Below are 26,876 nucleotides of genomic sequence, written 5' to 3'. Positions count from 1 at the left end.
ATGCCCACCCTCGTTCTCATCGGCCACGGCATGGTCGGCCAGCGCTTCCTCGAAGCCGCCGCCGAGCGCGGCCTGACCCGCAGCCATCGCGTCGTCGTGCTCTGCGAGGAGCCGCGCCCCGCCTACGACCGGGTCCAGCTCACCTCGTACTTCTCGGGCACGACGCCCGAGGAACTGTCCATGACGGACCCGGAGTTCATCACCGCGCACGGCATCGAACTGCACGTCGGTGACCCGGCCGAGTCCGTCGACCGAGCGGCCCGCACCGTGCGCTCCCGGTCCGGCCTGGAGTTCACGTACGACACTCTGGTCCTGGCCACCGGCTCGTACCCGTTCGTGCCGCCGGTGCCCGGCAAGGACGCGACCGGCTGTTTCGTGTACCGCACGATCGAGGACCTGTACGCGATCGAGGAGTACGCGAAGAACCACGCGACGGTCGGCGCGGTCGTCGGCGGCGGGCTGCTCGGTCTGGAGGCGGCGGGTGCGCTGAAGGGGCTCGGACTGACCACGCACATCGTGGAGTTCGCGCCGCGCCTGATGCCGGTGCAGGTCGACGAGGGCGGCGGCGCGGCCCTGCTCCGGACGATCGGCGACATGGGGCTGAGCGTCCACACGGGCGTCGGCACCCAGGAGATCGTCACCGGCGACCGGGACGCCGTACGGGCGATGAAGCTGTCGGACGGCTCGGAGCTGGCGACCGACCTCGTCGTCTTCTCGGCCGGGGTCCGGCCGCGCGACCAGCTGGCCCGCGACATGGGGCTGACGGTCGGCGAGCGCGGCGGGATCGCGGTCGACGCGGAGTGCCGCACGAGCGACCCGGCGGTGTTCGCGATCGGCGAGTGCGCCCTGGCCGTGGACGGACGGGTGTACGGGCTCGTGGCGCCGGGCTACGAGATGGCGCGGACGGCCGCCGACGCGATCCTCGGCACGGCGGGCGACGGCTTCACCGGCGCCGACCTGTCCACGAAGCTGAAGCTGCTCGGCGTGGACGTGGCCTCGTTCGGCGACGCGCACGGGACGGCGGAGGGCTGCCTCGACGTCGTCTACTCGGACTCGCGCTCGGGCACGTACAAGAAGCTCGTGATCGGCTCCGGCGGCGAGCTGCTCGGCGGGATCCTGGTCGGGGACGCGGAGGCGTACGGGACGCTGCGGGCGCTGACCGGCACGGTGCCGCCCGTCGCGCCGGAGGCCCTGGTGCTGCCGGCCGGTGCGGGCGCCCCCGCGCAACTCGGTCCGGAGGCGCTGCCCGACGACGCCGTCATCTGCTCCTGCCACAACGTCACCAAGGGCGAGATCTGCGCGCACACCTCACTGCCCGAGGTGAAGAAGTGCACCAAGGCCGGTACGGGCTGCGGGAGTTGCGTCAAGCTCATCGGGCAGCTGCTGCCGAAGTCCGGCGACGGCGGCCTGTGCGGCTGCTTCGCGCTGACCCGCCAGGAGCTGTACGAGATCGTGCGGGTCAGGCGGATCACGACGTTCGCGCAGGTCCTCGACGAGCACGGCCGGGAGGCGGCGCAGGGCGGCGAGGGCTGCGAGGTGTGCAAGCCGACGGTCGGTTCGATCATCGCCTCGCTCGCCCCGTCGATCGGCGCGGACGGCTATGTCCTGGACGGCGAGCAGGCGGCCCTCCAGGACACGAACGACCACTTCCTCGCCAACCTCCAGAAGAACGGCTCCTATTCGGTGGTGCCCCGGGTCCCCGGCGGCGAGATCACCCCGGAGAGGCTGATCGTGATCGGCGAGGTGGCCCGCGACTTCGGCCTCTACACGAAGATCACGGGCGGTCAGCGCATCGACCTTTTCGGGGCGCGGGTGGATCAACTCCCGGCGATCTGGGGCCGACTGGTCGACGCGGGCTTCGAGTCGGGGCACGCGTACGGGAAGGCGCTGCGCACGGTGAAGTCCTGTGTCGGGCAGACCTGGTGCCGCTACGGCGTGCAGGACTCGGTCCGCATGGCCATCGACCTGGAGCTGCGCTACCGGGGCCTGCGCTCCCCGCACAAGCTGAAGTCGGCGGTCTCCGGCTGCGCCCGCGAGTGCGCGGAGGCCCAGTCGAAGGACTTCGGCGTGATCGCCACGGCCAACGGCTGGAACCTGTATGTGGGCGGCAACGGCGGCATGACCCCGCGCCACGCCGACCTGCTCGCGCAGGACCTGAGCGACGCCGAGCTGATCCGGCTGATCGACCGCTTCCTGATGTTCTACATCCGCACCGCGGACCGTCTGGAGCGGACCTCGACCTGGCTGGACCGGATCGAGGGCGGCCTCGACCACGTACGGGACGTCGTCGTGCACGACCGGCTCGGCATCTGCGACGAGCTGGAGTCCCTGATGCGGGCCCACGTCGCGCACTACCGCGACGAGTGGGCCGCGACCCTCGACGACCCGGAGCGCCTGGCCCGCTTCGTGTCCTTCGTGAACGCGCCGGGCACCCCCGACCCGACGGTCCGCTTCGTCCCGGAGCGGGACCAGATCAAGCCCGAACTGCCGCTGATCTCGCTGTCCTCCCTGGAAGGAACCGCAGCCCGATGACCCTGACGACGATCGCCCCCGCGACCACCGTGCAGCTCGCTCTGGACGAGGAGTGGCTGGAGGTGTGCGCCCTCGACCGGCTCGTCCCCGGGCGCGGGGTCGCCGCCCTCCTGCCCGACGGCCGGCAGGCCGCCCTGTTCCGCGACCGCGCCGGGCGGGTCTACGCCATCGACAACACCGACCCGTTCACCGGCGCGGCCGTCCTCTCGCGCGGCCTGCTCGGCACCGCCGGAGGCCGCCCGTTCGTCGCCTCCCCGCTCCTGAAGCAGCGCTTCGACCTGGAGACGGGCCGCTGCCTCGACGACGAGGGCATCGCCGTCGAGGCGTACGAGGTGCGCGCGGCCTGACCCGTCGGCGGGCGCTCCGGCGGGTCAGTCGATGCCGGAGCGCTCGACGCCCGCCACGATCCATCTCTGGAACAGCAGGAACACGAGCAGCAGCGGCAGGATCGACACGGCGGCTGCCACGAACAGCTCGTGCAGCCGCACCACTTGAGCCGTCGTGAACGAGGACAGCGCCACCTGCACCGTCCAGGAGTTCCGGTCCTGCCCGATGACCAGCGGCCACAGGAACGAGTTCCACGCGCCGATGAACACGATCGTGCCGACGGCCGCGAAGACGGGCCGGGAGTTCGGCACGACCACCCGCCAGTAGGTGCGCCAGTACCCGAGCCCGTCGACCCGCGCGGCGTCCTCCAGCTCCCCCGGGAACCCGAGAAAGTACTGCCGGAAGACGAAGCAGGCGAACGCCGAGAACAGCGTCGGCACGATCAGTCCGCGCAGCGTCGACACCCAGCCGAGCGAGGACACCAGCACGAAGCTCGGTACGAACGTGACGGCCGCCGGGACCATCAGCGTGCCGAGGATCGCGTAGAAGACCTTGTTCGCGTGCCGGTACGGGATGCGGGCCAGGCCGTAGCCCGCGAGGGAGGCGAGCACGAGGGTGCCGAGGGTCGTGGCGACGGCGATGAGCGCCGAGTTGAGCAGGGAGCGCGCGAACGGGACCGAGCTGTCCTCGAACAGCTCCGTGACATTGCCCCAGCGCAGGTCCGAGGGGAAGAACGTCCAGTCCGGAGAGGTGATCTCCTGCTCGGTCGCCAGGCCGTTGCGGACCAGGAGGTAGAAGGGGACGAGGAAGAGCAGGGCGAGGGCGACGAGCAGCGCGAGCCGCAGGGCGCGCCCGGCCCGCACCAACCCGTCGTCCCGGTACCTGTGGGGGGAGCTCACGCGTCGGCCTCCTTCCTGCCGAGCCCGAACCAGCGGGCCTGCCCGATCGTCACCACGGCGACGATCAGCGCGAGCAGGACGGCGCCGGCGCTGCCCAGGCCGAGGTTCTGTCCCTGGCCGAGTGCGAGGTAGTAGAGGTAGACGAGGGGCGGGCGGGCGTAGGGCGGGTAGCCGCGGGCGTCGGACAGCAGGTTGTAGAACTCGTCGAAGGCCTGGAAGGCGTTGATGACGAGCAGCAGGACGACCGCGACGGACGTCGTGCGCAGCTGCGGGAACGTGATGTGCCGGAACACCTGCCAGCCCGGCCGCGCCCCGTCGACGGCCGCCGCCTCGTACAGCGTCGGACTGATCCGCTGGAGCCCGGCCAGGAAGAGGATCATGTAGAAGCCTGCCTGGAGCCAGAGCCGTACGGTGACGATGACCAGCCAGTACCAGGGCGGGTCCGTCGTGGACAGCCAGGCGATCTGGTCGACGTCGACATAGCCGAGCAGGGTGTTGGCGAGACCGAAGCGCACGCCGTTGAAGAGGGACATCTTCCAGATGAGGGCCGCGACGACGTAGCTGCACGCGGCCGGCAGGAAGAAGACGGACCGGAAGAAGGCCTGGGCGCGCCGCAGCCGGTTCACCATGAGGGCGAGGGCGAGCGAGGCGGCGTAGGTCGTCGGCACGATGAACAGCGTGAACAGGCAGAACGTCCCCAGGCTGCTGGTGAACGCGTCGTCCCGCAGCAGCGCCGTGTAGTTGCCGAGCCCGACGAACTCGGTGGGCGTCACGGTGTTGTGGGCGTCGAAGAAGCTGAGGTAGACGCTCCAGCCGAGCGGGACGTACGTGAAGACGACCAGCCCGAGCAGGAACGGCCCGACGAACACCCAGAACCACCGGGCCCGATGCTTCTCCTGTCTCCCTCGTCCGTCCTGTGTCTCTCGTCCGTCCTGTTTCTCTCGGCTCACTTGCTCTTCACACGGTCGAGCTCGGCCGACACCTTCCGCACGACGGTCTTCAGCTCGCTGTCCGGGCTCGCACCGTCCTTGATGATCCGGTTGAGCGCGTCCTGGTACGCGGTCTGCGCGGCCGGGGTCCATTGCAGGGGCTGGGCGAAGCCGTGGTCGGTGGTGAACCGGACGGCGTCGGCGGCGGCGCCCGTGCGCAGCTTGGCGGCCTTCTTCGCGAGGGAGATCCGGGCGGGGATGTGGAAGCCGTAGGAGAGCGCGAAGTCCTCCTGGTAGTCGGTGCGTTCGATCCACAGCCACTTCAGGTAGTCCTTGGCGGCCTGCTCGTGCGCGGTGCGGGTGGAGACGGCCGCGGCGTACGCGCCGACCGGGACGGCGGGCCGGCCCTGCGCGCCGTCCTTCGGGAACGGCAGCACGCCGAAGTCGTCGCCGAGTGCCTTCTGGACGGCGGGCAGTGCCCACAGCCCGGACCACTGCATGGCGGTGAGGCCCTGGACGAACGCCGACGGGTCCGACCAGTCCGCGGGGGCGCCGAGCAGCAGCGACTTGTCGGCGTAGAGCCGGTGGAGCTTGCCGAGGGTGCGGGCCGCGGCGGGGTCGTCGAAGCCGACCTTGCCGTCCTCGGTGACGAGTTCGAGCCCGGCCGCGAGCAGTGGCGTCCCGCCGAGCACCCCGGCCCCGGCGTCGTTCCCCAGGAACAGCCCCTTGACCTTCTTGCTGCTCAACTTCTTTGCCGCGTCGACGAGTTCATCGAGCGTCCGAGGCGGCTGCACCCCGGCATCGTCCAGCAGACTCTTCCGGTAGTAGAGCATCTGCATGTCGACGACCTGCGGGATGCCCCAGATCTTCCCGTCGTACGTCTTCGGCGCGAGGACCGCCTGGTTGAAGTCGTCCTTGACGCCCTCGAACAGGTCGGTGAGGTCCACGACCTGCTTGCCCTGGATCTGGTCCAGGGTCGGCCCGTTGACCTCGAAGACGTCCGGGCCCGACTTCGTGAGCAGCGCGGCGGCGGTCTGCTGGTCGTAGTTGCCGGGCCGCCACTGGACGGCGATCCGCGCCTTGTCGTAGGCCGCCGCGTACTTCTTCACGGCCTGCTCGGTGCCCTGTTCGCCGTACTGGTGGTACCAGTGCGAGAGTTTCGGGCCGCTGCCGCCTCCGTCGTCGCCACCGCCGTCCCGGCCGGTGTTCGATCCGCACGCGGTGAGCAGTCCGAGCGCGGCGGCGCTCCCGAGCATTCCTCTACGGCTGATGGTCATGCTGTCGCCCCCAGTTGTCCGTCCGTGGCCCGTACTCATGCATCCGTACACATGAACTCGACCGCCCAACGATCAACCATGCAAGGGAATTACGACAGACCCACTACGGCGGTGTGACGTCTCATCCCTTGAGCGCGCTGTCGTACGCGATGCCCGTGAGCTGCTCAGACGCGGCCCAGAGCCGTTCGCCCGCCGTGTCGTCGAGGGTCCACGGCGCCCGCCAGGATTTGGCCGGGGCGCCGCGGGTCATCAGGACGCGGGGCCCGTAGAAGTCGTCGGGCCGGACGCCCGGGACGGTGGCGGCGTAGAGGGTGGGCAGGGCGCCGTCCTCGGCGGGCTGGGCGAAGATCCGGTTGCCCAGCTCGAAGATCCGCTCGGCGCCCTTGCGTCCCTCCATGCGTGCGCCGCGCGTCTGGAGTGAGGTCGCGGCGTAGCCGGGGTGCGCGGCGGCGGCGACGAGCGCGGTCCCGGCGGCGGTCGCCCGCCGCGCCAACGCGTGCGTGAACAGCAGATTGGCCGTCTTGGACCGCCCGTACGCGATCCACTTGCCGTATTTCTTCTCGCTGTTGAGGTCGTCGATGTCGATGTTGGCGAGGGCGTGCATCCCGCTGGAGACGCTGACGACGCGGGGCGCGGGGGCGGCGAGCAGGCTCGGGAGCAACAGTCCCGTCAGCGCGAAGTGCCCGAGGTGGTTGACCCCGAACTGGGTCTCGAAGCCGTCGGCGGTGAGGGAGTGGGGCAGGGCCATGACCCCGGCGTTGTTGACGAGCAGGTCGAGGGTGCGGCCCTGCCACGCCTCGGCGAACGCCCGCACGGAAGCCAGGTCCCCGAGATCGAGCGCCGCGAACTCGACCTCCGCCCCCGGCACCTCCTTCTGAGCCTGCTCGACGGCGGCGCTCCCCCGCGCCTCGCTCCGGCACGCGAACACGACCCGGGCGCCGGCCCGGGCGAGCTCCCGCGCGGTGACGTACCCGATCCCGCTGTTGGCCCCGGTGACGACGGCGGTCCGGCCGCGCTGGTCGGGGATCCGGGTCGCGTTCCATGCGGCGCTCATCGTGGGGCCTCTCTCCTGATGCGTCGACGGCAGGGTTACCGCAGAGTACGCCCCGTCGTCGCCGGTCAGTCCCTGCGAATCAGCTCCGGGTCGATCCGTCTCCCGACCAGCGGCAGCGAGCCGAGGGCCGCGATCCCGACGACCCCGAGCGCGCTGCCGATCAGGAGCGGTACCCCGTCTCCGTCCCAGAACACGTCGCCGCCGCCGCTGACCAGATAGCTGGACTCGACGAGCTTCCCGGTGACCAGGGCGAGGACGAGCCCGACGCCCAGCGGCATGACGACCTGAGCCACCTGCACGGCCCGCAGCGTCCGCCGCCGCGTCCCGAGCAGCGTCAGCGCGGTGACCTGCCCCCGCCGCTCCACGGCCCGGTCCCCGGCGGCGACGAGGTAGGCGGCGACGCCGATGATCAGGCCCAGGACCATGCCGACGCCGAGGAGGGATTTGATGAGGGCGACTTGGCGGATGCCGTCGATGTTGATGCCGGCGGGGCGGGCATCGACGATGGGGGCAATGCCTCCGATGCTGTCGAGGGTGGTACGGACGGTGTCGACGTCCGACCCGGAGGCCAGATCGACACTGGCGCCTTCGGGACGGGCACCCTCCGGGATGGCTGAGGGCGGGACGAGGACGGAGACGGCGTCCACCACCGAGAGACCGTACGAGGACACCCGTACCTCCTGGTCCGGCACAGTCAGCTTCCACATGTGCCGGTGCCCGCCTCGGTCCAGCCGTACGGGGAAGACAGCACCCGGCTTCGCGTCCAGGTCCAACACGCCTTGCGAACCGCGCAGTAGCTGCATCCTGCCGTCCACACATCCGTCCACCCGCTCGCTGAGGGTGGCAAGTTGAGCACAGGTGGCGATGAGAAAGCCCAGGCCTGGTTCGTCCCGGTCCGAATTGAGGTCCCGCCACGTATCCGCGGTCATGACCTGTGCGCGGACCTCCGGGATCCGGCCCAACCGGCGGATCTGTGCGTCCGACAACCGGTCGGCCTCCAACGAGTACTCCTGCTGGGGCGAGTCGTTCCGGTACACCTGATCCAGTTCGATCAGAACCCCCTGGGTCAGGGACGCGGCAAAGACCACGAGCACCAGACCCGTGGCCACCCTGAGCGCGCTCCCCGCCTCGACCTCGTTGCGCCGCATGGCCAGGCCAAGAACGAATGATCGGGTGGAGACCGCCAGCCGTCGGGCGAGGAACCGGGCGAGGACCGGCAGGCTGAGGGCGAGGCCGGCGCCGACAAGGATGACCGACGTGGGGATGAGGATCGCGGAGAGGCCCGTCGTGCGGGGCGCGTGTCCCGTGGCCCCGGCCACGCAGTAGCCGACGGCGATGCCCGTGCCCGCCAGCAGCGGAAGAAATCCCCACCGCGTGGGCCTGCGCTCCGCCGCGGAGCGCCGGACCGAAAGCGGGTTCCGCACGGCATCCCTCGTCCCCGCACGGCTCACGCACCAAGCAAGTGCCGGGCACCCCACCAGGCACGCGGTCACGGTCATGAGGTCCGGAGTGCCGTCCCCCGGGTACCACGCCAGGCCTGGCAGCCCGATCTTGGCGCCCACCTGGTTGAGTGCCGTGTAGAGCCCCAGTCCGAGCAGCCCCGCCAGCAGTGCGGCGACGACGGTCTCCGCCGCGTTGACCCGCTGAGTCCTCTTCGCGCTCAGGCCGAGCAGGCGCAGCGCGGCGAGCCTGCGGGCTCGGCTGGCGGCGGACAGTCGAGCGCAAACGGCGAGAAAGACACCGAGGGGCAGCAGGACGACTCCGACCATGGTGAAGCGGACGATGTCGAGCGCCCCGGGCTCGACGGTCGGCATACCGACGTACGGCATGCCGAACGAGTCGACGCGATAGCCGTCCGGGAGCTGCCCATGGCGGACACCTACGTACGCGAAGAGCTCATCGGGATCGGCCACTCCTTCACGACCGATGACACCGGCCAGCCGTCCCGGCAGCCTTTGCTTGAGCCCCGGCTGTTCGGCCAGAACCTCCGCCAGGTGCGGCGAAACGAAGAACTCGCCAGGCCGCGGCGGCCGGTCAAGGCCCGGTGGCGCCGGTGGTCTCTCGGTCCTGCCCGGGGCCAGGAAGACCCGGGTGAACTGCTGGGATCCGTAGGGGTCGTCTCGTGTCTCCGCCAAGGCCGCATCCGCACGCGCGAGCCGGCCAGGCGCGGACACCGTCGGCTGGCGCGCGGCGACTCGAGCGTCCCGGGCATCGAGGATTCCGGAGATGGACAGCACGATGGCAAAGCAGCACACGCCGACAGCTCCACCGACCACCGTCAGGGCGAACCGAACCCGGTTGCCGCGGCCGGAACCGGCTAACAGACGCAGGCCGAGCAGGAATTCCTTCATGCCAAGGCCTCCACACCAAGAACCCCGTCGGTCATGACGTAGCGCGTGTCGGCCCGCGCCGCGACTGCAGGATCGTGGGTGACCAGCACGACCGCCGTGCCCTGCGCCTTGGCCAGAACCAGGAACTCCTCCAGGACCGTGTTCGCATTGGCGCTGTCCAGCGACCCGGTCGGCTCGTCCGCGAAGACAACTCCCGGCCGGTGGATCAATGCCCGGGCCACGGCGACCCGTTGACTCTGCCCGCCTGATACCTGTGCCGGCCGCCGGTCCCGTACTGAGTCGAGTCCCAGTCGCCGCAACACGTCCCCCGCCAGGGCGAGCGCCTCCGACTTGCGTTGCCCGGCCAGCCGCAAGGGCAAGGCCGCGTTCTCCTCCACGGTCAACTCCGGCAGCAACTCCCCGTACTGGAACACGAACCCGAACCGCTCGCGCCGCAGCGTGCTCAGCTCCTCGTCATCCAGCTCCCCCAGCACATGCCCCTCGAACCACACCCCGCCCGCCGACACGGGAAGCACCCCGGCCAGGCAGTACAGCAGGGACGACTTGCCCGACCCGCTCTGCCCGGTCACGGCGACCACCTCTCCGCGCCGCACGGTGAGCGACACTCCCTTGACCGCCGGAGTCGCTCCGTAACGGAGCTCGACATCACGAGCGACCAGCACCTCTGACGCCTCTGAGAACGCCTGCATCCAGCCCTCCTGGGAACAGCCCGGGGCGCTCCGTGGCGCCCCGAGCCGAATCGTGATCAGTCAGTCGCGGTGGTAGTGCACTTCGGGCGAGCAGTTGTCGGGATTCAGCGACCCCCGGTCGCGGCAGGCCCGCAGATACGCGTCCGACGTGTACCGCTCGGCGCCGTCCCAGTTGGAGTGGTGCAGGGTGACGGTCTTCTTCTGCTTGCCGTTGTAGCGAACCCAGCCGTGACCAGCGACCTTCACCAGCACGTACACGTTGTGTCCGTCCGTGTGGGAGACGTCTGTCAGCTCACCGCGCCACTCGAAGGACCCGTGATTGACACCCGGTTCATTGAGCCGGTACGTGGCTTCCGCGAACAACACACCCCCGCTCCTCCGGGTTGGCAGCTCGTGCCACGAAGCCGCCACCGCCACCCCCGCCCCACCCGCGAACACCCCGGCCGCGACCAGCCCCACCACACCGTTCTTCACACTCCACAAACGCACGACGCGCACACCCTCCAAGTAGCCCCGAGCACTCCAGCGGCGACCCGGGATCACAGACAGTAGTCGTACGAAAAGTGCCGAACCGATTACTCAAAGTGACGATCACTTGATCGGGTGGTCCTTCCGCGGGCCACGGACGCCGGGGAAACGAAAAAGCGGCACCCCCCGCACAGGGGTGCCGCTTTCTCGTAGGTGACCGGGGCCGCCGAAGGATCGGTGAGGGTCAGGGACCGACGGCGGCTCCGGGGTTCACGGGTGGGGTCAGCGGTGGTCGCTGCCCTCCGACGTGGAGGCCGCGCGGCCCGCCTCGAGGCGCGCGACGGGGATACGGAACGGGGAGCAGGAGACGTAGTCCAGGCCGACCTCGTGGAAGAAGTGGACCGACTCCGGGTCACCGCCGTGCTCGCCGCAGACGCCGAGCTTGAGGTCGGGGCGCGTGGCGCGGCCGGCCTCGACGGCGTTGCGGACCAGGGAGCCCACGCCGTCCTTGTCGATCGTCTCGAAGGGGCTGACGCCGAAGATGCCCTTCTCCAGGTACGCCGTGAAGAAGGAGGCCTCCACGTCGTCGCGGGAGAAGCCCCACACGGTCTGCGTCAGGTCGTTCGTGCCGAAGGAGAAGAACTGCGCGGCCTCGGCGATCTGACCGGCGGTGAGCGCGGCGCGCGGCAGCTCGATCATCGTGCCGATGGCGAGCTTGAGCTTGACGCCGGTCGCGGCCTCGACCTCCGCGATGACCTGGTCGGCCTCCTCGCGGACGATCTCCAGCTCCTGGACGGTGCCGACGAGCGGGATCATGATCTCGGCGCGCGGGTCGCCCTTGGCGTTCTTGCGCTCGGCCGCGGCCTCGGCGATGGCGCGGACCTGCATGGTGAACAGGCCGGGGATGACCAGACCGAGGCGGACACCGCGCAGACCCAGCATCGGGTTCTGCTCGTGCAGACGGTGCACGGCCTGGAGGAGCCGCAGGTCGTTCTCGTTCGGGTCCTTGCGGGACTCGGCGAGCGCGACGCGCACCGACAGCTCGGTGATGTCGGGCAGGAACTCGTGCAGCGGCGGGTCGAGCAGGCGGACGGTGACCGGGAGGCCGTCCATCGCCTCGAAGAGCTCGATGAAGTCCTTCTTCTGGAGCGGGAGCAGCGCCTGGAGGGACTCCTCGCGCTCACTCTCCGTGTCCGCCAGGATCAGGCGCTCGACGAGCTCGCGGCGGTCACCGAGGAACATGTGCTCGGTGCGGCACAGGCCGATGCCCTGGGCGCCGAAGCGGCGGGCGCGCAGCGCGTCCTCGGCGTTGTCCGCGTTGGCGCGGACCCGCAGACGGCGGACCCGGTCCGCGTACGCCATGATCCGGTGCACGGCGCCGACGAGCTCGTCGGCATCGTCGGCGCCGGCGTGCATGCGGCCCTCGAAGTACTCGACGACCGGGGACGGGACGACCGGCACCTCACCGAGGTAGACCTTGCCGGTGGAGCCGTCGATGGAGACGACGTCGCCCTCCTCGACGACCACGCCGGAGGTGGTGGTCATCCGGCGGCGCTTGGTGTCGACCTCGAGCTCCTCGGCGCCGCAGACACAGGTCTTGCCCATGCCGCGGGCGACGACGGCAGCGTGGGAGGTCTTGCCGCCGCGCGAGGTCAGGATGCCCTCGGCGGCGATCATGCCGTCCAGGTCGTCGGGGTTGGTCTCGCGGCGGATCAGGATGACCTTCTCGCCGGAGCGCGACCACTTGACGGCCGTGTAGGAGTCGAAGACGGCCTTGCCGACGGCCGCGCCCGGGGAGGCGGCGATGCCGCGGCCGATCTGGTCGACCTTCGCGTCCTCGTCGAACTTGGGGAACATCAGCTGGGCGAGCTGCGCGCCGGTGACGCGCTGCAGGGCCTCGGCCTCGTCGATCAGGCCCTGGTCCACGAGCTGCGTCGCGATGCGGAAGGCGGCACCGGCGGTGCGCTTGCCGACGCGGGTCTGCAGCATCCACAGCTGGCCGCGCTCGATGGTGAACTCGATGTCGCAGAGGTCCTTGTAGTGGTTCTCAAGGGTCTGCATGATCTGCATGAGCTGGTCGTACGACTTCTTGTCGATCTGCTCCAGCTCGGCCAGGGGGACCGTGTTGCGGATGCCCGCGACGACGTCCTCGCCCTGGGCGTTCTGCAGGTAGTCGCCGTAGACGCCGGCGTGGCCGGAGGCGGGGTCGCGGGTGAAGGCGACGCCGGTGCCCGAGTCGGGGCCGAGGTTGCCGAAGACCATCGAGCAGATGTTGACCGCGGTGCCGAGGTCGCCGGGGATGCGCTCCTGGCGGCGGTACAGCTTGGCGCGGTCGGTGTTCCAGGAGTCGAAGACCGCGTGGATCGCGAGGTCGAGCTGCTCGCGGGCGTCCTGCGGGAAGTCGCGGCCGGCCTCGGTCTTGACGATCTTCTTGAACTTGGTGACGAGCTTCTTGAGGTCGGCCGCCTCGAGGTCGGTGTCGACCGTGACCTTCTTGGCGCGCTTGGCCTTCTCGAGCTCTTCCTCGAAGAGGTCGCCGTCGACGTCCAGCACGGTCTTGCCGAACATCTGGATGAGGCGGCGGTAGGAGTCCCACGCGAAGCGGTCGTCGCCGGCCTGCTTGGCGAGGCCCTGCACGGACTTGTCGGAGAGACCGATGTTCAGGACCGTGTCCATCATGCCGGGCATGGAGAACTTGGCGCCCGAGCGGACGGAGACGAGCAGCGGGTCGTCGGCCTGGCCGAGCTTCTTGCCCATCTGCTGCTCGAGGGCGTCCAGGTGGGCGGACACCTCGTCACGCAGTGCCACCGGCTCCTCGCCACTGTCGAGGTAGACCTTGCAGGCCTCGGTGGTGATGGTGAAGCCGGGAGGGACCGGGAGACCCAGGTTGGTCATCTCGGCGAGGTTGGCACCCTTGCCGCCGAGGAGGTCCTTGAGGTCCTTGTTTCCCTCGGTGAAGTCGTAGACGAACTTCGCTACCTGGGGAGTGTTGTTTTCCGACACGGGTCTCGACCCCTTGAGGCTCGGTGGCTGCCCTGACGGCCAGGAACATACCCAGATCCAAGGCTGATGGGTACGTCCACTCAGCCGTCCTGGGGCCCCAACCACCCGTCCGCCAGCAGATTGAAAGTAATGGGTTGGCAAGGTCGCCAGAGGCCGTTTGTTTACTTCTTGAACCCACAACCCCCGTGGACCCGCTATAACGCTCATGTGAGCGGGTCTCTGGCTCACTTGCGTTCACATCATAAATGATCGCGCAGTGGCACTCAGTGCCAGGCATTGAAGAAGCGCAGTCAGCGAATAAGCGCTCATCTGAGCGCAACCCCTATCAGGGGTGGCGAGGATCACGCACCGGAAGAGCCCGTTCGGACACCCGGATTTCAGCATCCGGACAACGCGGAGGCGCCCGCCGGTCATCGACCGACGGGCGCCTCGTCCCGAATGAGCGCCGCTCATCTGTGCGCGGCGTGCGGGTTCAGCCCCCGGAGGTGTCCAGCTCCGCGTCCTCCGAGACGCCCGCGCAGTCGTACGGGTCCTTGAGCCAGCCGTCCGGGAGCACCACGCGATTGTTGCCGGAGGTGCGACCGCGCGGGCCGTCCGCGCCCGCGGGCCAGTCCTGGTCCAGGTCCAGCTCGTCCAGGCCCGCCCGCAGCTCCGCCAGCGACGAGGTGATCGCGAGCCGCTTGCGCATCTCGGAGCCGACCGAGAAGCCCTTCAGGTACCAGGCCACGTGCTTGCGGAAGTCGATGACACCCCGGGCCTCGTCGCCGATCCATTCGCCGAGCAGCGTCGCGTGCCGCACCATCGCGTCGGCGACCACCCGCAGCGTGGGCCGCACCCGCTCCTCGCGGCCCTCGAACGCGGCGACGAGGTCGGCGAACAGCCAGGGCCGGCCGAGGCAGCCGCGGCCCACGACCACGCCGTCGCAGCCGGTCTCGCGGACCATGCGCAGCGCGTCGTCGGCGGACCAGATGTCGCCGTTGCCCAGCACCGGGATCTCGGGGACGTGCTCCTTGAGGCGGGCGATCGCGTCCCAGTCGGCGGTGCCGCCGTAGTGCTGGGCGGCCGTGCGGCCGTGCAGCGCGATCGCGGTGACGCCCTCCTCGACGGCGATCCGGCCCGCGTCCAGGTACGTGATGTGGTCGTCGTCGATGCCCTTGCGCATCTTCATCGTGACCGGCAGGTCACCGGCCCCGGAGACGGCTTCCTTCAGGATCGCGCGCAGCAGGTTCCGCTTGTACGGGAGCGCGGAGCCGCCGCCCTTGCGGGTCACCTTGGGGACGGGGCAGCCGAAGTTCAGGTCGATGTGGTCGGCGAGGTCCTCTTCCGCGATCATGCGGACGGCCTTGCCGACGGTGGCCGGGTCGACGCCGTACAGCTGGATCGAGCGCGGCTTCTCGGTCGCGTCGAAGTGGATCAGCTGCATGGTCTTCTCGTTGCGCTCGACCAGCGCCCGGGTCGTGATCATCTCGCTGACGAAGAGACCCTTGCCGCCGGAGAACTCCCGGCACAGCGTCCGGAAGGGGGCGTTCGTGATCCCCGCCATGGGCGCGAGGACCACCGGCGGTTGCACCAGGTGGGGGCCGATGGTCAGAGCGGACATCGCAGGGTTCTCCGGAACGTACGGGGCTGGGGGCAAGGACCCATTGTCCCTCACCCGGCGAGGGCCCCGCCCCGGGCGGCCAGCTTCTCCAGGCGCCGCTCGCTCTCCTCGTCCACGGGCACGTACGCGACCAGCCGGTGTCCGCCGGCGTCCGGGCTGAGCCACAGGTGGCGGTGTTCCAGGCGCAGCATGCCGATCTCGGGGTCGGGGTGCAGGTACCGCTTCACGTGCGGGGCCATCGGCGCGACGTCGTGCAGCTCCCACAGCGCGCGGAACTCCTCCGACGCGGCGAGCAGCCCGTCGAGCCGGGCCTGCCAGGCGGGCTCGGCGACGTGCTCGGCCATGGCCTGCCGGAATTTGGCGACGATGACCGGCAGCATCGCGTCCCGCTCGACGAACTGGGTGCGCCAGCGCTCGCTGGTGGCCATGAGCCACAGCGCGTTGCGGTGCTCGGGGGCGAGCTCCTGCGGGTCCCCGAACACGTCGGCGTAGGCCTGGTTGGCGGCGAGGATGTCGTAGCGGGCGTTCTTCACGGTGGCCGGGTAGGGCGCCAGCTTGTGCATGGTGCGCAGGGTCGTCTCGGTGACGGGCGAGCAGGCGGTCGCGGCGTGCGGGTCAACGGTGCCGGCGAGCGCGAAGGCGTGGGCGCGCTCGGTGGGGTCCATCTGGAGGGCCCGGACGACGGCGTCGAGGACGCCGGGCGAGACGTTGATCGCGCGCCCCTGTTCGAGCCACGTGTACCAGGTGACGCCGACGGCGGCGAGGAACGCGACCTCCTCCCGCCGCAGCCCCGGTGTCCGCCGGCGTGCGGTCCGCGGCACGCCTGCCTGCTCCGGACTGATCCGCTCCCGCCGGCTCCGCAGGAACGCGGCGAGTTCGTCCCGCCGGGCCTGGGCCGATCCGGCCGTGACAGCTGTGGTCATGCCCTCCAGGGTGCCCCCGCGCTCATCCCGTTGCCAGGTGCTGCCTGTAACAGGATGAGCAGGCTCTGGTACCCGGCTGAGGGGTGCGCGATCGTCGGGGCATGACCTCCTCTGCCCCCCGCTCTCCGCATCCGACGGATCGGGCTACCTTCGGAAACATGTCCGATGCCCCGACCCCGCCGACCCCGCCGGCCCCGTCCGCGCTGTCCCACCGCCGGCGCCTGCTGGTCCTGGCGATCTGCTGCATGAGCCTGCTGATCGTCAGCCTCGACACCACGGTGCTGAACGTGGCGCTGCCGAGCATGGCGAAGGACTTCGGGGCGACGCTCCCGGGCATGCAGTGGGCGATCGACGCCTACACGCTGGTCCTCGCCTCGCTGCTGATGCTGGCCGGGTCGACGGCCGACCGCGTCGGCCGGCGCAGGATCTTCATGATCGGCCTGATCGTGTTCACGGCCGCGTCCGTGGCCTGTTCCCTCGCGCCGAACCTGGAGGCGCTCGTCGCGTTCCGCATGCTCCAGGCCGTCGGCGGCTCGATGCTCAACCCGGTCGCCATGTCGATCATCACGAACACGTTCACCGACCCGGCCGAGCGGGCTCGCGCCATCGGTGTGTGGGGCGGCGTCGTCGGCCTGTCGATGGCGGCGGGCCCGCTGGTGGGCGGTCTGCTCGTGGACTCGGTCGGCTGGCGCTCGATCTTCTGGGTCAATCTCCCGGTCGGCCTCGCCGCGCTCGCCCTGACCTGGCGGTTCGTCCCCGAGTCGCGCGCGCCGAAGGCCCGCCGCCCGGACCCGGTCGGGCAGCTCCTGATGATCGCGCTGCTCGGCTCGCTGACGTACGCGATCATCGAGGGCCCGCACGCGGGCTGGGCGTCCGGGCGCATCCTGTGCTTCGGCGGCCTCGCGCTCGCCGCGCTGATCGGTCTCCTCCTCTACGAGCCCCGGCGCACCGAACCCCTCATCGATCTGCGGTTCTTCCGCTCGGCCCCGTTCAGCGGCGCCACCGTCGTCGCGATCAGCGCGTTCGCGGCGCTCGCCGGGTTCCTGTTCCTGTCGACGCTGTACCTCCAGGACGTGCGCGGGCTGAACGCCTTGCACGCGGGGCTGTGGATGCTGCCGATGGCGGCGATGACACTGGTCTGCGCGCCGCTGTCGGGCCGGCTGGTCGGCAGCCGGGGGCCGCGGATCTCGCTGCTGGTCGCGGGTGTGGCGATGACGGCGAGCGGGGTGCTGTTCGCGGCGTTCGACGCGCAGACCTCGAACGGGACGCTGGTGCTCGGCTATGTCCTGTTCGGCCTGGGCTTCGGCTTCGTGAACGCGCCCATCACCAACACCGCCGTGTCCGGGATGCCCCGCGCCCAGGCCGGGGTCGCGGCGGCCGTCGCCTCGACCAGCCGGCAGATCGGCTCGACGCTCGGTGTCGCGGTGATCGGCGCGGTCCTCGCCTCGGGCGTCGCCGGATCCTCGTACGCCGCGTCCTTCACCGGCGCCGCGCGGGCCTGCTGGTGGATCATCGCCGGGTGCGGTCTGGCGGTGCTGGTGCTCGGCCTGGTGACCAGCGGGCGCTGGGCTCGGGAGACGGCGCGGCGCACGGCGGAGCGGTTCGCGGCGCCGCAGGAGGAGGGGGCGTGGCCCGCGGTCACACCGCGCGGCTGAGCGCCAGTTCCTGGAGCCGGTCGAGGCGCTCGCGCGAGGTGGCGTCGGCCGGCGTGTACGTCACCAGGCGGGAGCCGCCGCCCCGGGTGAGCCACAGGTCGGTGTGGACGAGGGCGAGCGGGCCCACGTACGGGTTGTGGAAGTGCTTGACCTTGCTGGCCACGGACTGGACGACCTCGTGCCGCTCCCACACCTCGCGGAACTCGGCCGATTCCTCGGTGAGCCGCTTGAGGACCGCCTTCCAGGCGGGCTCGGCGAGATGCTCGGCCATGCCGGCCCGGAACTTCGCGGCGAGGGTGCGCATCACCTCGTCGAGGCCGACGATCGAGGAGCGCCAGCCCTCGTGGGTGAAGGCGAGCAGCATCCAGTTGCGGTCCTCGGGCGGGATCTCGTCCAGGTCGCACAGCAGCAGCCGGTAGGTGCTGTTGTAGGCGAGGATGTCGTAGCGGCTGTTCTGCACGCAGGCCGGGATCGGCTCCAACTGATCCATCAGCGCGACGAGTTCGGGGCTGAGCGGGGCGCAGACCGTGGCCGGGGCCGGGTCGACCGCACCGGCCAGCCCGAAGAGGTGGGCCCGCTCCCCCACGTCGAGGCGCAGCGTCTTGGCCAGCGCGTCGAGGACCTGCGCGGAGACCTGGATGTCGCGGGCCTGCTCCAGCCACGTGTACCAGGTGACGCCGACCGCGGAGAGCTGGGCGACCTCCTCGCGGCGCAGGCCCGGGGTGCGGCGGCGCCGTCCGCGCGGCAGGCCGACCTCCTCGGGCGTGATCCGCTCGCGGCGGCTGCGCAGGAACCCGGCCAGTTCGTGGCGCCGGATCTCGGCGGGCCGTACGTCCTGAACATCCTGCGTCATGGTGGTCATGCCTCCAGCGTGGACCGGGTCCGAGCCTGTTTCCAGGTAGCCGTTCTACCAGGATAAGAACACTCTGGTACCACTCTGTGCGAGGGCGGACCCTCGATGTCATGACCACCCACACGCACACCGCGCCGAGCCCGGCCGGCCTGGCACCCGCCGCGCCGGCCACCCCGGCCCTGGGCCGCGGCGGGCTGCTGACCGTGCTGCTCGGCGCCGCCCTTCCTCTCGTCGACTTCTTCATCGTCAATGTCGCCCTGCCCACGATGGGCCACGATCTGCACGCGAGTGAGCCGGTCCTGGAGCTGGTCGTCGCCGGGTACGGCATCGCGTACGCCGTGCTGCTGGTGCTCGGCGGCCGGCTCGGGGATCTGCTGGGCCGGCGTCGGATGTTCCTCGGCGGTCTGGCCGCGTTCGGACTGACCTCGCTGGCCTGCGGGCTCGCGCCGACGGCCTGGGTGCTGGTGATCGCGCGGGTCGCGCAGGGCGCGGCGTCGGCGGCGCTGCTGCCGCAGGTGCTCGCCACGATCCAGGCGACGACCGAGGGCCCGCGCCGGGCGCGCGCGATGAGCATGTACGGGGCGACGGCGGGTCTGTCGATGGTCGCCGGGCAGGTGCTCGGCGGGGTCCTGGTCGCGGCGGACCTGTTCGGCACGGGCTGGCGTTCGGTGTTCCTGGTGAACGTTCCGGCGGTGCTGCTCGGTCTCCTGCTCGCCGCGCGCACGGTCCCCGAGACCCGCTCGGCCCGGCCCGAACCGCTCGACGGCCCCGGCACGGTGCTGCTCGCGCTGACCCTGACCGCGCTGCTCGCCCCGCTGACCGAGGGCCGGGCGGCGGGCTGGCCGCTGTGGACGTGGCTGTCGCTGGCCGCGACCCCGTTCCTCGCGTACGGCTTCTACGCGGTGGAGCGCACGGCGGACCGGGCCGGCCGGACCCCGCTGGTCCCGCCGTCGCTGTTCCGGCTGGTCAGTCTGCGGCGCGGCCTCGCGATGATCGTGCCGTTCGCGCTCGGCTTCTCCGGGTTCATGTTCGTGATCGCGGTGGCGCTCCAGCAGGGCGCGGGGATGGGTCCGGTCTCGGCGGGGCTCGCGCTCGCGCCGATGGCGGCGGCGTTCTTCGTGACGTCGCTCGCAGGGCCGCGGCTCGTCGCGCGCTGGGGGACGCGGGTCGTCACGGCGGGAGGCCTGTTGCAGGCGACCGGCCTCGTGCTGATCGGGCTCGCGGCGTGGCGGACCTGGCCGGACCTGAGCGTGCTCCAGCTGCTGCCGGGGGCGGCCGTCGCGGGGGCGGGGCAGGCGCTGCAACTGCCGATCCTCTTCCGCGTGATCCTCTCCGAGGTGCCGGCGGCGCGGGCCGGAGTCGGCGGCGGTGTGATGACGACGGCCCAGCAGGCGTCGATGGCCCTGGGCGTGGCCACGCTCGGCTCCCTGTTCCTGTCGCTCACCCCCGGCCTCGGCATGCGCGACGCCCTCCTGCTCACCCTCGCCGCACAACTGGCCACGGTGGCCCTGACCTTCGCCCTGAGCCTGCGCCTTCCCCGGACGATCCGCTGAGCAGGACGGAGGCGACGCATGACAGATGACAGGTGACAGATGACAGATATTGAAATCTGTCATCTGTCATGCGAAGGTGGAGACACCCCACCTAGGAGTTCTCATGACCCTCCCCACCCGCCCCCTCGGCACGACCGGCCCCCGCGTCTCCGCCCTCGGCCTCGGCTGCATGGGCATGTCCGCCCTGTACGGGGAAGCCGACCGCGCCGAGTCGATCGCCACGATCCACGCCGCGCTCGACGCGGGCGTCACCCTGCTCGACACCGGCGACTTCTACGCCATGGGGCACAACGAGATGCTCATCGGCGAAGCCCTGCGCACGGCCCCCGCCGCCACCCGCGAGCAGGCGCTGACCAGCGTGAAATTCGGCGCCCTGCGCGACCCGGACGGCGGCTGGTCCGGGTACGACGGCCGGCCCGCGGCGGTGAAGAACTTCGCCGCGTACTCGCTCCAGCGCCTCGGCGTCGACCACATCGACGTCTACCGGCTGGCCCGCCTCGACCCGGACGTGCCGATCGAGGAGACCGTCGGCGCCGTCGCCGAGCTCGTCGAGCAGGGCCACGTCCGGCACATCGGACTGTCGGAGGTCGGCGCGGACACGGTGCGCCGGGCGGCGGCGACGGCCCCGATCAGCGACCTGCAGATCGAGTACTCGCTGATCTCGCGCGGCATCGAGGAGTCGATCCTGCCGACCACCCGCGAGCTGGGCATCTCCGTCACCGCGTACGGAGTGCTCTCGCGCGGCCTCATCTCCGGGCACTTCACCCGCGACCGCGAGCTGGCGGCGAACGACTTCCGCAGCTTCAGCCCCCGCTTCCAGGGCGAGAACCTGGCGCACAACCTCGACCTCGTCGAACGGCTGCGCAAGATCGCCGAACAGAAGGACGTGAGCGTCGCGCAGATCGCGATCGCGTGGGTGCTCTCGCGCGGCGAGGACATCGTGCCGCTGGTCGGCGCCCGCACCCGGGCCCGCCTCACCGAGGCGCTCGGCGCCCTCGACGTGACGCTCGACGCGGCCGACCTGGCCGCGATCGAGGCGGCGGTGCCCGCGGATGCCGCGGCCGGCGAGCGCTACCCGGCCGCACAGATGGCACACCTGGACAGCGAGCACTGATCGGCTCCCGGTACGGTCACAGCCATGGCACCGCCCACCGAGACCCTGACCCCCGAGCGCATCCTCGCCGCGACCGAGGAGGTGCTGCGCCGGCACGGCGCCGCGAAGGCGACCGTGGTCGACGTGGCCCGCGCGCTGGGGGTCAGCCACGGCTCGGTGTACCGGCACTTCCGCACGAAGGCGGAGCTGCGCGGCGCGGTGACCAAGCGCTGGCTGGACCGCACGACCGGCGTGCTGGCCGAGGTCGTCGCGGCCGACGAGGCACCGCCCGCCAAGCTGCGGCACTGGCTCTCGGCACTCTTCGAGGCGAAGCGGCACAAGGCGGGCGACGACCCGGAGCTGTTCGCCACGTACACGGTGCTGACCAGCGAGAACGGGGGCGTGGTCGACGCCCATGTCGCCGAGCTCGTGGGGCAGTTGACGGCGATCCTCGCCGAGGGGGTCGAGCAGGGCGCCTTCGAGGCCCCCGACCTCCCCGCGACGGCCCGCGCCGTCTTCGAGGCCACGGCCCACTTCCACGACCCGGCCTACGCCGCCGAGTGGCCCCGCCCCGAAACCAGGCCCGCCTTCGAGGCGGTCCTCACCCTCGTCCTACGAGGCGTCGCCGCCTAGCCGAATTCGGGGGGCGCCGTTGGGGTTGCGCGTTCGTCGCCGGGTGACGGGTGCGTCGTGGTTGCTCGCGCAGTTCCCCGCGCCCCTGAAGCGCACTCCGTGCGCCCGATCAAGCCCCTCCGGCGATTGAGGAGCGGGGTCCGGGGCGGAGCCCCGAGGGGTGAGGCAGGCGGGACCGCACGCGAAAGCCCCGGGTCCCCTGAACGCTCAGGGGGACCCGGGGCTCAAGCACGCCGGAGGCGATCAGCAGCCGATGAGCCGCGCAGCGAGGTAGCCCTCGATCTGGTCGAGAGAGACCCGCTCCTGCTTCATCGTGTCGCGCTCGCGCACGGTGACCGCGTTGTCGTCCAGGGTGTCGAAGTCGACGGTGACGCAGAACGGCGTACCGATCTCGTCCTGGCGACGGTAGCGGCGACCGATGGCGCCGGCGTCGTCGAACTCGATGTTCCAGTGCTGGCGCAGCGCCGTGGCCAGGCCCTTGGCCTTCGGCGACAGCTCCGGGTTGCGGGACAGCGGGAGGACCGCGACCTTCACCGGGGCGATGCGCGGGTCGAAGCGCATGACGGTGCGCTTCTCCATCTTGCCCTTGGCGTTGGGCGCCTCGTCCTCGAAGTAGGAGTCGAGCATGAAGGCCAGCATCGTGCGGCCGACACCGGCCGCGGGCTCGATGACGTACGGCGTGTAGCGCTCGCCCTTCTCCTGGTCGTAGTAGGAGAGGTCCTGGCCGGAGGCCTTGGAGTGGGCGGACAGGTCGTAGTCCGTGCGGTTGGCGACGCCCTCGAGCTCGCCCCACTCGCTGCCGCCGAAGCGGAAGCGGTACTCGATGTCAGCGGTGCGCTTCGAGTAGTGGGAGAGCTTCTCCTTCGGGTGCTCGAACCACCGCATGTTCTCCTCGCGCAGGCCCAGGCCGGTGTACCAGTTCCAGCGCTGCTCCATCCAGTACTCCTGCCACTGCTCGTCCTCGCCGGGCTTGACGAAGAATTCCATCTCCATCTGCTCGAACTCGCGGGTGCGGAAGATGAAGTTGCCGGGCGTGATCTCGTTGCGGAACGACTTGCCCATCTGCGCGATGCCGAAGGGCGGCTTGCGGCGGGAAGTCGTCTGCACCTGGCTGAAGTTGGTGAAGATGCCCTGCGCGGTCTCGGGGCGCAGGTAGGCGACGGAGCCGCTGTCCTGCGTCGGGCCGAGGTGCGTGGCGAGCAGACCGGAGAACTGCTTGGGCTCGGTGAAGGCGCCCTTGGTGCCGCAGTTCGGGCAGTTGAGGTCCGCGAGGCCGTTCTCGGGGAGGCGGCCCTTCTTCTCCTCGTACGCCTCTTCCAAGTGGTCGGCGCGGTAACGCTTGTGACAGGAGGTGCACTCGGTGAGCGGGTCGGTGAACGTGGCGACGTGACCGGAGGCCTGCCAGACCTCGGTCGCCAGGATCACGGACGAGTCGATACCGACGACGTCCTCGCGCGAGGTGACCATGTAGCGCCACCACTGACGCTTGAGGTTCTCCTTCAGCTCCACGCCCAGCGGACCGTAGTCCCAGGCGGCACGCTGACCGCCGTAGATCTCGCTGCAGGGGTAGACGAAGCCACGGCGCTTGCTGAGGCTGACGATGGTTTCGATCTTGTCGGCGGCCACGGTGCTCTCTTCATTACGACGACGGCGAGTGCGCTGGATACGCACTCCGGGAGCGAATGCTTCAGGTTACCGGCGCGGCCACCCCCCGAACCAAATCGGTTCCGGGTCCGGAGTCGCCACAGAGTGGGACGAAGGTCTCGACCAGAGCTTGTTGACAATCGTTTCCAGTTTTGTTGAAAATGACTGTCATGAACGTACGCCTGCCCCGGCTCTCCGGCCGCCGACTCATATCCACGACCGCCGTCGCCGCGACGACCGTCCTCGGTCTGACCGCCCTGTCCGCGTGCTCCGCGACGAGCGCCGCGGACGGGAAGAACAGCGACGGCAAACTGGACGTCGTCGCGTCGTTCTATCCGATGCAGTTCCTCGCCGAGCGGATCGGCGGCGAGCACGTCAGCGTCACCAACCTGACCGAGCCGGGCCAGGAGCCGCACGACCTCGAGGTCAGCGCCCAGCAGCGCGGCCGGATCGAGCAGGCCGGCGTCGCGCTCTACCTCAAGGGCCTGCAGCCCTCCGTCGACGAGGCGATCAGCCAGTCCGGGATCAAGACCAAGGTCGACGCGGCCTCGCTCACCTCCCTGGAGAAGCACGGCTCCGAGGTCGGCGGCCACGCCGAGGAGCACGACGAGCACGGGGAGCACGAGGGTCACGACCACGGCGGCGAGGAAGGCTCCGACCCGCACATCTGGCTCGACCCCGTGAAGTACGCGGAGGTCGCCCAGGGCGTCGGCAAGGCGCTGGAGAAGGCCGACCCGGACCACGCGGCCGACTACAAGAAGAACACCGCCACGCTCGTCGCCGACCTCGGCAAGCTCGACCAGAAGTTCAGGGACGGCCTGGCGCACACGGACTCCAAGGTCTTCATCACCACCCACGCCGCCTTCGGCTACCTCGCCGAGCGCTACGGCCTCACCGAGGAGGCCATCAGCGGCCTCGACCCGGAGAGCGAGCCCAGCGCGGCCCGCGTCAAGGACCTCCAGAAGATGGCGAAGGCCGACGGCGTGACGACCGTCTTCTACGAGACCCTCGTCAGCGACAAGACGGCGAAGACCCTGGCCGGCGACGCGCACCTGAAGACGGACGTGCTCGACCCCCTCGAAGGCATCACGAAGAAGTCCAAGGGCGAGGACTACGTCCAGGTCATGGAGTCGAACCTGGCCGCCCTGCAGAAGGCGCTCGGCGCCAAGTGACGTACGGATCAAACGGCTCGAAGGGCGGCAGCGACATGAGCGCGAACAACACCGAGGCCCCCGTCATCGCACTGCGCGGGGTGACGGCCGAGCTCGGCGCCCGCCCCGTGCTGCGCGGCATCGACCTGACCGTGCGCCGCGGCGAGGTCGTGGCGCTGCTCGGGGCCAACGGCTCGGGCAAGTCCACGGCCGTGCGCAGCGTCATCGGGCAGGTGCCGCTCACCGGCGGCTCGATCGAGCTGTTCGGCACCCCGCGGCGCCGGTTCCGGCAGTGGGCACGCGTCGGGTACGTGCCGCAGCGCACGACGGCGGCGGGCGGGGTCCCGGCGACGGTCGCCGAGGTCGTCGCCTCCGGCCGGCTGTCCCGCACCCGCTTCGGCCTGATGCGCAAGGCCGACCGTGAGGCGGTGTCCCGCGCCCTCGACCTCGTCGGGATGTCCGACCGGGCCAAGGACTCGGTGAACGCGCTGTCGGGCGGCCAGCACCAGCGCGTGCTGATCGCCCGCGCCCTCGCCGCCGAACCCGAGCTGCTGATCATGGACGAGCCGATGGCCGGCGTCGACCTGGCCAGCCAGGAGGTCCTCGCGGCCACCCTGCGCGAGCAGGTCGCCGCGGGCGCCACCGTGCTGCTCGTCCTGCACGAGCTGGGCCCGCTGGAGCCGCTGATCGACCGGGCCGTCGTGCTCCGCGACGGCTGCGTCCTGCACGACGGGCCGCCCCCGAAGGCCGTCGGCCAGCACGCGCTGCCCGGCCACGACCACGTCCACCCGCACACCGCCGCGGACGCCGAACCGATCCGTACAGGACTGCTGAGCTGATGGAACTCCTCGACTTCGCCTTCATGCAGCGGGCGCTGCTCGCCGCCGTCCTCATCGGCATCACGGCCCCCGCGATCGGCATCTACCTGGTCCAGCGCCGCCAGGCCCTCATGGGCGACGGCATCGGCCATGTCGCGATGACCGGCGTCGGCCTCGGCTTTCTCCTCTCCACCTCCCCGGTGTGGATGGCGATGGCCGTGTCCGCGCTCGGCGCGCTGATCATGGAGCTGATCCGCTGGTACGGGAAGACGCGCGGCGACATCGCGCTCGCCATGCTGTTCTACGGCGGCATGGCCGGCGGCGTGATGCTGATCAACCTGGCGCCGGGCGGCTCCACGGCCAACCTCGGCTCCTACCTCTTCGGCTCGCTCACCACGGTCTCCCCGTCCGACGTGACGGCCATCGTCGTCCTCGCGGCGTTCGTGATCCTGGTGACGGTGGGCCTGCGGCGGCAGCTGTTCGCGGTGAGCCAGGACGAGGAGTTCGCGCGGGTCACGGGCCTGCCGGTGCGCGCCCTGAACCTGCTGATCGCCCTCACCGCCGCGGTCACGGTCACCGTCGCGATGCGCGTCGTCGGCCTGCTCCTGGTGTCGGCCCTGATGGTGGTGCCGGTCGCCGCCGCGCAGCAGCTGACCCGCAGCTTCAAGGCGACGTTCGTCATCGCGGTCGCGATCGGCGTCGTCGTGACGCTCGGCGGCACCGTGACCTCGTACTACCAGGACGTGCCGCCGGGCGCGACCATTGTCCTGCTGACCATCGCGGTGTTCATCGCGCTGACGCTGCTCGCGACGCCGCTGGCCCGGCGCCGGGCGCGTGCGGCGGGCACCGTCGCCGGGGACCCGGCGGAGTGCGCGATCCCCGCGCAGGCGCCCGAGAAGGTCTGACCCGCGCGCACCGCAGCCTGGCACAATGGCGGCGGTACGCAGGTGGCAGGGACGTGAGGAGGAACCCGTGGCAGCCCCGGTTCGAGGCAGGTCGACCCGCCAGCGCGCGGCCGTGGCGGCGGCGCTCGACGAGGTGGACGAGTTCCGCAGCGCCCAGGAGCTGCACGACGTGCTCAAGCACAAGGGCGACTCGGTGGGCCTGACGACGGTCTACCGCACCCTGCAGTCCCTCGCGGACGCGGGCGAGGTCGACGTGCTGCGCACGACGGAGGGCGAGGCGGTCTACCGCCGCTGCTCCAGCGGCGACCATCATCACCATCTGGTGTGCCGGATGTGCGGCAAGGCGGTGGAGGTCGAGGGCCCGGCCGTCGAGAAGTGGGCCGAGTCCATCGCCTCGGAACACGGCTACGTGAACGTGGCCCACACGGTCGAGATCTTCGGCACGTGTTCCGAGTGTGCGGGTGCCGCCACCGCGGGGTGACGTCGGCCGGTTTCGCGGCTGCGGGCCGGTGGGGCTTC

Annotated in this window: 23 protein-coding genes; 11 read left to right on the top strand and 12 right to left on the bottom strand. The window is 70.7% G+C overall.

The window, feature by feature from the left end; translation table 11 throughout:
* Positions 1–2,532 carry a nitrite reductase large subunit NirB gene (gene nirB / locus ACZ4E1_RS21140; protein WP_467541288.1) on the top strand — a complete coding sequence of 844 codons (2,532 nt, stop codon included), beginning with the start codon at positions 1–3 and terminating at the stop codon, positions 2,530–2,532.
* Positions 2,529–2,879 (top strand): nitrite reductase small subunit NirD, encoded by a 351-nt coding sequence (gene nirD / locus ACZ4E1_RS21135; RefSeq protein WP_467541286.1) that lies wholly within the window; start codon positions 2,529–2,531, stop codon positions 2,877–2,879. Before nirB ends, nirD begins: the two co-directional genes overlap by 4 nt.
* A gap of 24 nt (positions 2,880–2,903) precedes the next feature.
* Here nirD and ACZ4E1_RS21130 read toward each other — a convergent pair whose 3' ends face one another.
* The 5 genes from ACZ4E1_RS21130 to ACZ4E1_RS21110 all read right to left on the bottom strand — a co-directional run bounded on the left by ACZ4E1_RS21130 (position 2,904) and on the right by ACZ4E1_RS21110 (position 8,847).
* Positions 2,904–3,758: a carbohydrate ABC transporter permease gene (locus ACZ4E1_RS21130; RefSeq protein WP_467541284.1), complete on the bottom strand. Its 855-nt coding sequence runs from the start codon at positions 3,756–3,758 to the stop codon at positions 2,904–2,906.
* Positions 3,755–4,627 carry a carbohydrate ABC transporter permease gene (locus ACZ4E1_RS21125; RefSeq protein ID WP_467541283.1) on the bottom strand — a complete coding sequence of 291 codons (873 nt, stop codon included), beginning with the start codon at positions 4,625–4,627 and terminating at the stop codon, positions 3,755–3,757. Before ACZ4E1_RS21125 ends, ACZ4E1_RS21130 begins: the two co-directional genes overlap by 4 nt.
* A gap of 77 nt (positions 4,628–4,704) precedes the next feature.
* On the bottom strand, positions 4,705–5,964 hold the full coding sequence (locus ACZ4E1_RS21120; RefSeq protein ID WP_467541281.1) for an ABC transporter substrate-binding protein: 1,260 nt from the start codon (positions 5,962–5,964) through the stop codon (positions 4,705–4,707).
* 121 nt (positions 5,965–6,085) lie between these two features.
* On the bottom strand, positions 6,086–7,018 hold the full coding sequence (locus tag ACZ4E1_RS21115; RefSeq protein WP_467541279.1) for an oxidoreductase: 933 nt from the start codon (positions 7,016–7,018) through the stop codon (positions 6,086–6,088).
* 65 nt (positions 7,019–7,083) lie between these two features.
* A complete protein-coding gene (locus ACZ4E1_RS21110) occupies positions 7,084–8,847 on the bottom strand; it encodes an ABC transporter permease family protein (RefSeq protein ID WP_467541277.1) in 1,764 nt (587 codons plus the stop codon).
* A 39-nt stretch (positions 8,848–8,886) separates the two neighbouring features.
* On the opposite strand from ACZ4E1_RS21110, the gene ACZ4E1_RS21105 reads away from it, so the two are divergent.
* Positions 8,887–9,339, top strand: a complete 453-nt coding sequence (locus ACZ4E1_RS21105) for a hypothetical protein (RefSeq protein WP_467541275.1) — start codon at positions 8,887–8,889, stop codon at positions 9,337–9,339.
* 26 nt (positions 9,340–9,365) lie between these two features.
* Here the strand turns inward: ACZ4E1_RS21105 and ACZ4E1_RS21100 are convergent, their stop codons facing one another.
* The 5 genes from ACZ4E1_RS21100 to ACZ4E1_RS21080 all read right to left on the bottom strand — a co-directional run bounded on the left by ACZ4E1_RS21100 (position 9,366) and on the right by ACZ4E1_RS21080 (position 16,052).
* The gene (locus tag ACZ4E1_RS21100; protein WP_467541273.1) at positions 9,366–10,058 is read right to left on the bottom strand and encodes an ABC transporter ATP-binding protein; all 693 of its coding nucleotides are present in this window, start codon (positions 10,056–10,058) and stop codon (positions 9,366–9,368) included.
* Positions 10,059–10,118: 60 nt separating this feature from the next.
* Positions 10,119–10,424 (bottom strand): hypothetical protein, encoded by a 306-nt coding sequence (locus ACZ4E1_RS21095; RefSeq protein WP_467541271.1) that lies wholly within the window; start codon positions 10,422–10,424, stop codon positions 10,119–10,121.
* 384 nt (positions 10,425–10,808) lie between these two features.
* Positions 10,809–13,529: a pyruvate, phosphate dikinase gene (ppdK, locus tag ACZ4E1_RS21090; RefSeq protein ID WP_467541269.1), complete on the bottom strand. Its 2,721-nt coding sequence runs from the start codon at positions 13,527–13,529 to the stop codon at positions 10,809–10,811.
* Positions 13,530–14,001: 472 nt separating this feature from the next.
* Positions 14,002–15,129 carry a tRNA dihydrouridine synthase DusB gene (gene dusB, locus ACZ4E1_RS21085; RefSeq protein WP_384617007.1) on the bottom strand — a complete coding sequence of 376 codons (1,128 nt, stop codon included), beginning with the start codon at positions 15,127–15,129 and terminating at the stop codon, positions 14,002–14,004.
* A 50-nt stretch (positions 15,130–15,179) separates the two neighbouring features.
* Positions 15,180–16,052, bottom strand: a complete 873-nt coding sequence (locus ACZ4E1_RS21080) for a helix-turn-helix transcriptional regulator (RefSeq protein ID WP_467541265.1) — start codon at positions 16,050–16,052, stop codon at positions 15,180–15,182.
* Positions 16,053–16,210: 158 nt separating this feature from the next.
* Between ACZ4E1_RS21080 and ACZ4E1_RS21075 the strand changes: the two genes are divergently transcribed.
* Positions 16,211–17,707: an MFS transporter gene (locus ACZ4E1_RS21075; protein WP_467541263.1), complete on the top strand. Its 1,497-nt coding sequence runs from the start codon at positions 16,211–16,213 to the stop codon at positions 17,705–17,707.
* On the opposite strand, the gene ACZ4E1_RS21070 is transcribed toward ACZ4E1_RS21075, so the two are convergent.
* Positions 17,691–18,569, bottom strand: a complete 879-nt coding sequence (locus ACZ4E1_RS21070) for a helix-turn-helix transcriptional regulator (protein WP_467541261.1) — start codon at positions 18,567–18,569, stop codon at positions 17,691–17,693. The two genes, ACZ4E1_RS21075 and ACZ4E1_RS21070, sit on opposite strands and share 17 nt — an antisense overlap.
* A gap of 101 nt (positions 18,570–18,670) precedes the next feature.
* Between ACZ4E1_RS21070 and ACZ4E1_RS21065 the strand changes: the two genes are divergently transcribed.
* The 3 genes from ACZ4E1_RS21065 to ACZ4E1_RS21055 all read left to right on the top strand — a co-directional run bounded on the left by ACZ4E1_RS21065 (position 18,671) and on the right by ACZ4E1_RS21055 (position 21,839).
* Entirely contained in the window at positions 18,671–20,113 is a 1,443-nt protein-coding gene (locus tag ACZ4E1_RS21065; RefSeq protein ID WP_467541259.1) for an MFS transporter, read from the top strand.
* A gap of 103 nt (positions 20,114–20,216) precedes the next feature.
* Positions 20,217–21,227, top strand: a complete 1,011-nt coding sequence (locus ACZ4E1_RS21060) for an aldo/keto reductase (RefSeq protein WP_467541257.1) — start codon at positions 20,217–20,219, stop codon at positions 21,225–21,227.
* Positions 21,228–21,251: 24 nt separating this feature from the next.
* Positions 21,252–21,839, top strand: coding sequence for a TetR/AcrR family transcriptional regulator (locus tag ACZ4E1_RS21055; protein WP_467541255.1), 588 nt, complete (start codon positions 21,252–21,254; stop codon positions 21,837–21,839).
* Positions 21,840–22,082: 243 nt separating this feature from the next.
* Here ACZ4E1_RS21055 and ACZ4E1_RS21050 read toward each other — a convergent pair whose 3' ends face one another.
* The gene (locus tag ACZ4E1_RS21050) at positions 22,083–23,465 is read right to left on the bottom strand and encodes a glycine--tRNA ligase (RefSeq protein ID WP_467541253.1); all 1,383 of its coding nucleotides are present in this window, start codon (positions 23,463–23,465) and stop codon (positions 22,083–22,085) included.
* A gap of 188 nt (positions 23,466–23,653) precedes the next feature.
* On the opposite strand from ACZ4E1_RS21050, the gene ACZ4E1_RS21045 reads away from it, so the two are divergent.
* From ACZ4E1_RS21045 to ACZ4E1_RS21030, 4 genes are read left to right on the top strand one after another with little or no spacing between them, the layout of a single operon-like run.
* On the top strand, positions 23,654–24,655 hold the full coding sequence (locus tag ACZ4E1_RS21045; protein WP_467541251.1) for a metal ABC transporter substrate-binding protein: 1,002 nt from the start codon (positions 23,654–23,656) through the stop codon (positions 24,653–24,655).
* A 35-nt stretch (positions 24,656–24,690) separates the two neighbouring features.
* The gene (locus ACZ4E1_RS21040; RefSeq protein WP_467541345.1) at positions 24,691–25,473 is read left to right on the top strand and encodes a metal ABC transporter ATP-binding protein; all 783 of its coding nucleotides are present in this window, start codon (positions 24,691–24,693) and stop codon (positions 25,471–25,473) included.
* Positions 25,473–26,357, top strand: a complete 885-nt coding sequence (locus ACZ4E1_RS21035; protein WP_467541249.1) for a metal ABC transporter permease — start codon at positions 25,473–25,475, stop codon at positions 26,355–26,357. Before ACZ4E1_RS21040 ends, ACZ4E1_RS21035 begins: the two co-directional genes overlap by 1 nt.
* A gap of 25 nt (positions 26,358–26,382) precedes the next feature.
* Positions 26,383–26,838 carry a Fur family transcriptional regulator gene (locus ACZ4E1_RS21030; protein WP_467541247.1) on the top strand — a complete coding sequence of 152 codons (456 nt, stop codon included), beginning with the start codon at positions 26,383–26,385 and terminating at the stop codon, positions 26,836–26,838.
* Positions 26,839–26,876 lie beyond the last annotated feature (38 nt).

The sequence above is a fragment of the Streptomyces sp. NPDC025806 genome (assembly GCF_055558275.1).
Note: the sequence above shows the minus strand (reverse complement) of the source record. Positions and strands in the feature narration are given on the sequence as shown.

What these genes read in the sequence shown, in the direction of transcription:
- nirB (WP_467541288.1), top strand. Translation starts at nt 1, where the DNA reads ATGCCCACCCTCGTTCTCATCGGCCACGGCATGGTCGGCCAGCGCTTC.
- nirD (WP_467541286.1), top strand. Translation starts at nt 2,529, where the DNA reads ATGACCCTGACGACGATCGCCCCCGCGACCACCGTGCAGCTCGCTCTG.
- ACZ4E1_RS21120 (WP_467541281.1), bottom strand. Translation starts at nt 5,964, where the DNA reads ATGACCATCAGCCGTAGAGGAATGCTCGGGAGCGCCGCCGCGCTCGGA.
- ACZ4E1_RS21115 (WP_467541279.1), bottom strand. Translation starts at nt 7,018, where the DNA reads ATGAGCGCCGCATGGAACGCGACCCGGATCCCCGACCAGCGCGGCCGG.
- ACZ4E1_RS21110 (WP_467541277.1), bottom strand. Translation starts at nt 8,847, where the DNA reads ATGCCGTACGTCGGTATGCCGACCGTCGAGCCCGGGGCGCTCGACATC.
- ACZ4E1_RS21105 (WP_467541275.1), top strand. Translation starts at nt 8,887, where the DNA reads ATGGCGGACACCTACGTACGCGAAGAGCTCATCGGGATCGGCCACTCC.
- ACZ4E1_RS21100 (WP_467541273.1), bottom strand. Translation starts at nt 10,058, where the DNA reads ATGCAGGCGTTCTCAGAGGCGTCAGAGGTGCTGGTCGCTCGTGATGTC.
- dusB (WP_384617007.1), bottom strand. Translation starts at nt 15,129, where the DNA reads ATGTCCGCTCTGACCATCGGCCCCCACCTGGTGCAACCGCCGGTGGTC.
- ACZ4E1_RS21080 (WP_467541265.1), bottom strand. Translation starts at nt 16,052, where the DNA reads ATGACCACAGCTGTCACGGCCGGATCGGCCCAGGCCCGGCGGGACGAA.
- ACZ4E1_RS21075 (WP_467541263.1), top strand. Translation starts at nt 16,211, where the DNA reads ATGTCCGATGCCCCGACCCCGCCGACCCCGCCGGCCCCGTCCGCGCTG.
- ACZ4E1_RS21070 (WP_467541261.1), bottom strand. Translation starts at nt 18,569, where the DNA reads ATGACCACCATGACGCAGGATGTTCAGGACGTACGGCCCGCCGAGATC.
- ACZ4E1_RS21065 (WP_467541259.1), top strand. Translation starts at nt 18,671, where the DNA reads ATGACCACCCACACGCACACCGCGCCGAGCCCGGCCGGCCTGGCACCC.
- ACZ4E1_RS21060 (WP_467541257.1), top strand. Translation starts at nt 20,217, where the DNA reads ATGACCCTCCCCACCCGCCCCCTCGGCACGACCGGCCCCCGCGTCTCC.
- ACZ4E1_RS21055 (WP_467541255.1), top strand. Translation starts at nt 21,252, where the DNA reads ATGGCACCGCCCACCGAGACCCTGACCCCCGAGCGCATCCTCGCCGCG.
- ACZ4E1_RS21045 (WP_467541251.1), top strand. Translation starts at nt 23,654, where the DNA reads ATGAACGTACGCCTGCCCCGGCTCTCCGGCCGCCGACTCATATCCACG.
- ACZ4E1_RS21040 (WP_467541345.1), top strand. Translation starts at nt 24,691, where the DNA reads ATGAGCGCGAACAACACCGAGGCCCCCGTCATCGCACTGCGCGGGGTG.
- ACZ4E1_RS21035 (WP_467541249.1), top strand. Translation starts at nt 25,473, where the DNA reads ATGGAACTCCTCGACTTCGCCTTCATGCAGCGGGCGCTGCTCGCCGCC.
- ACZ4E1_RS21030 (WP_467541247.1), top strand. Translation starts at nt 26,383, where the DNA reads ATGGCGGCGGTACGCAGGTGGCAGGGACGTGAGGAGGAACCCGTGGCA.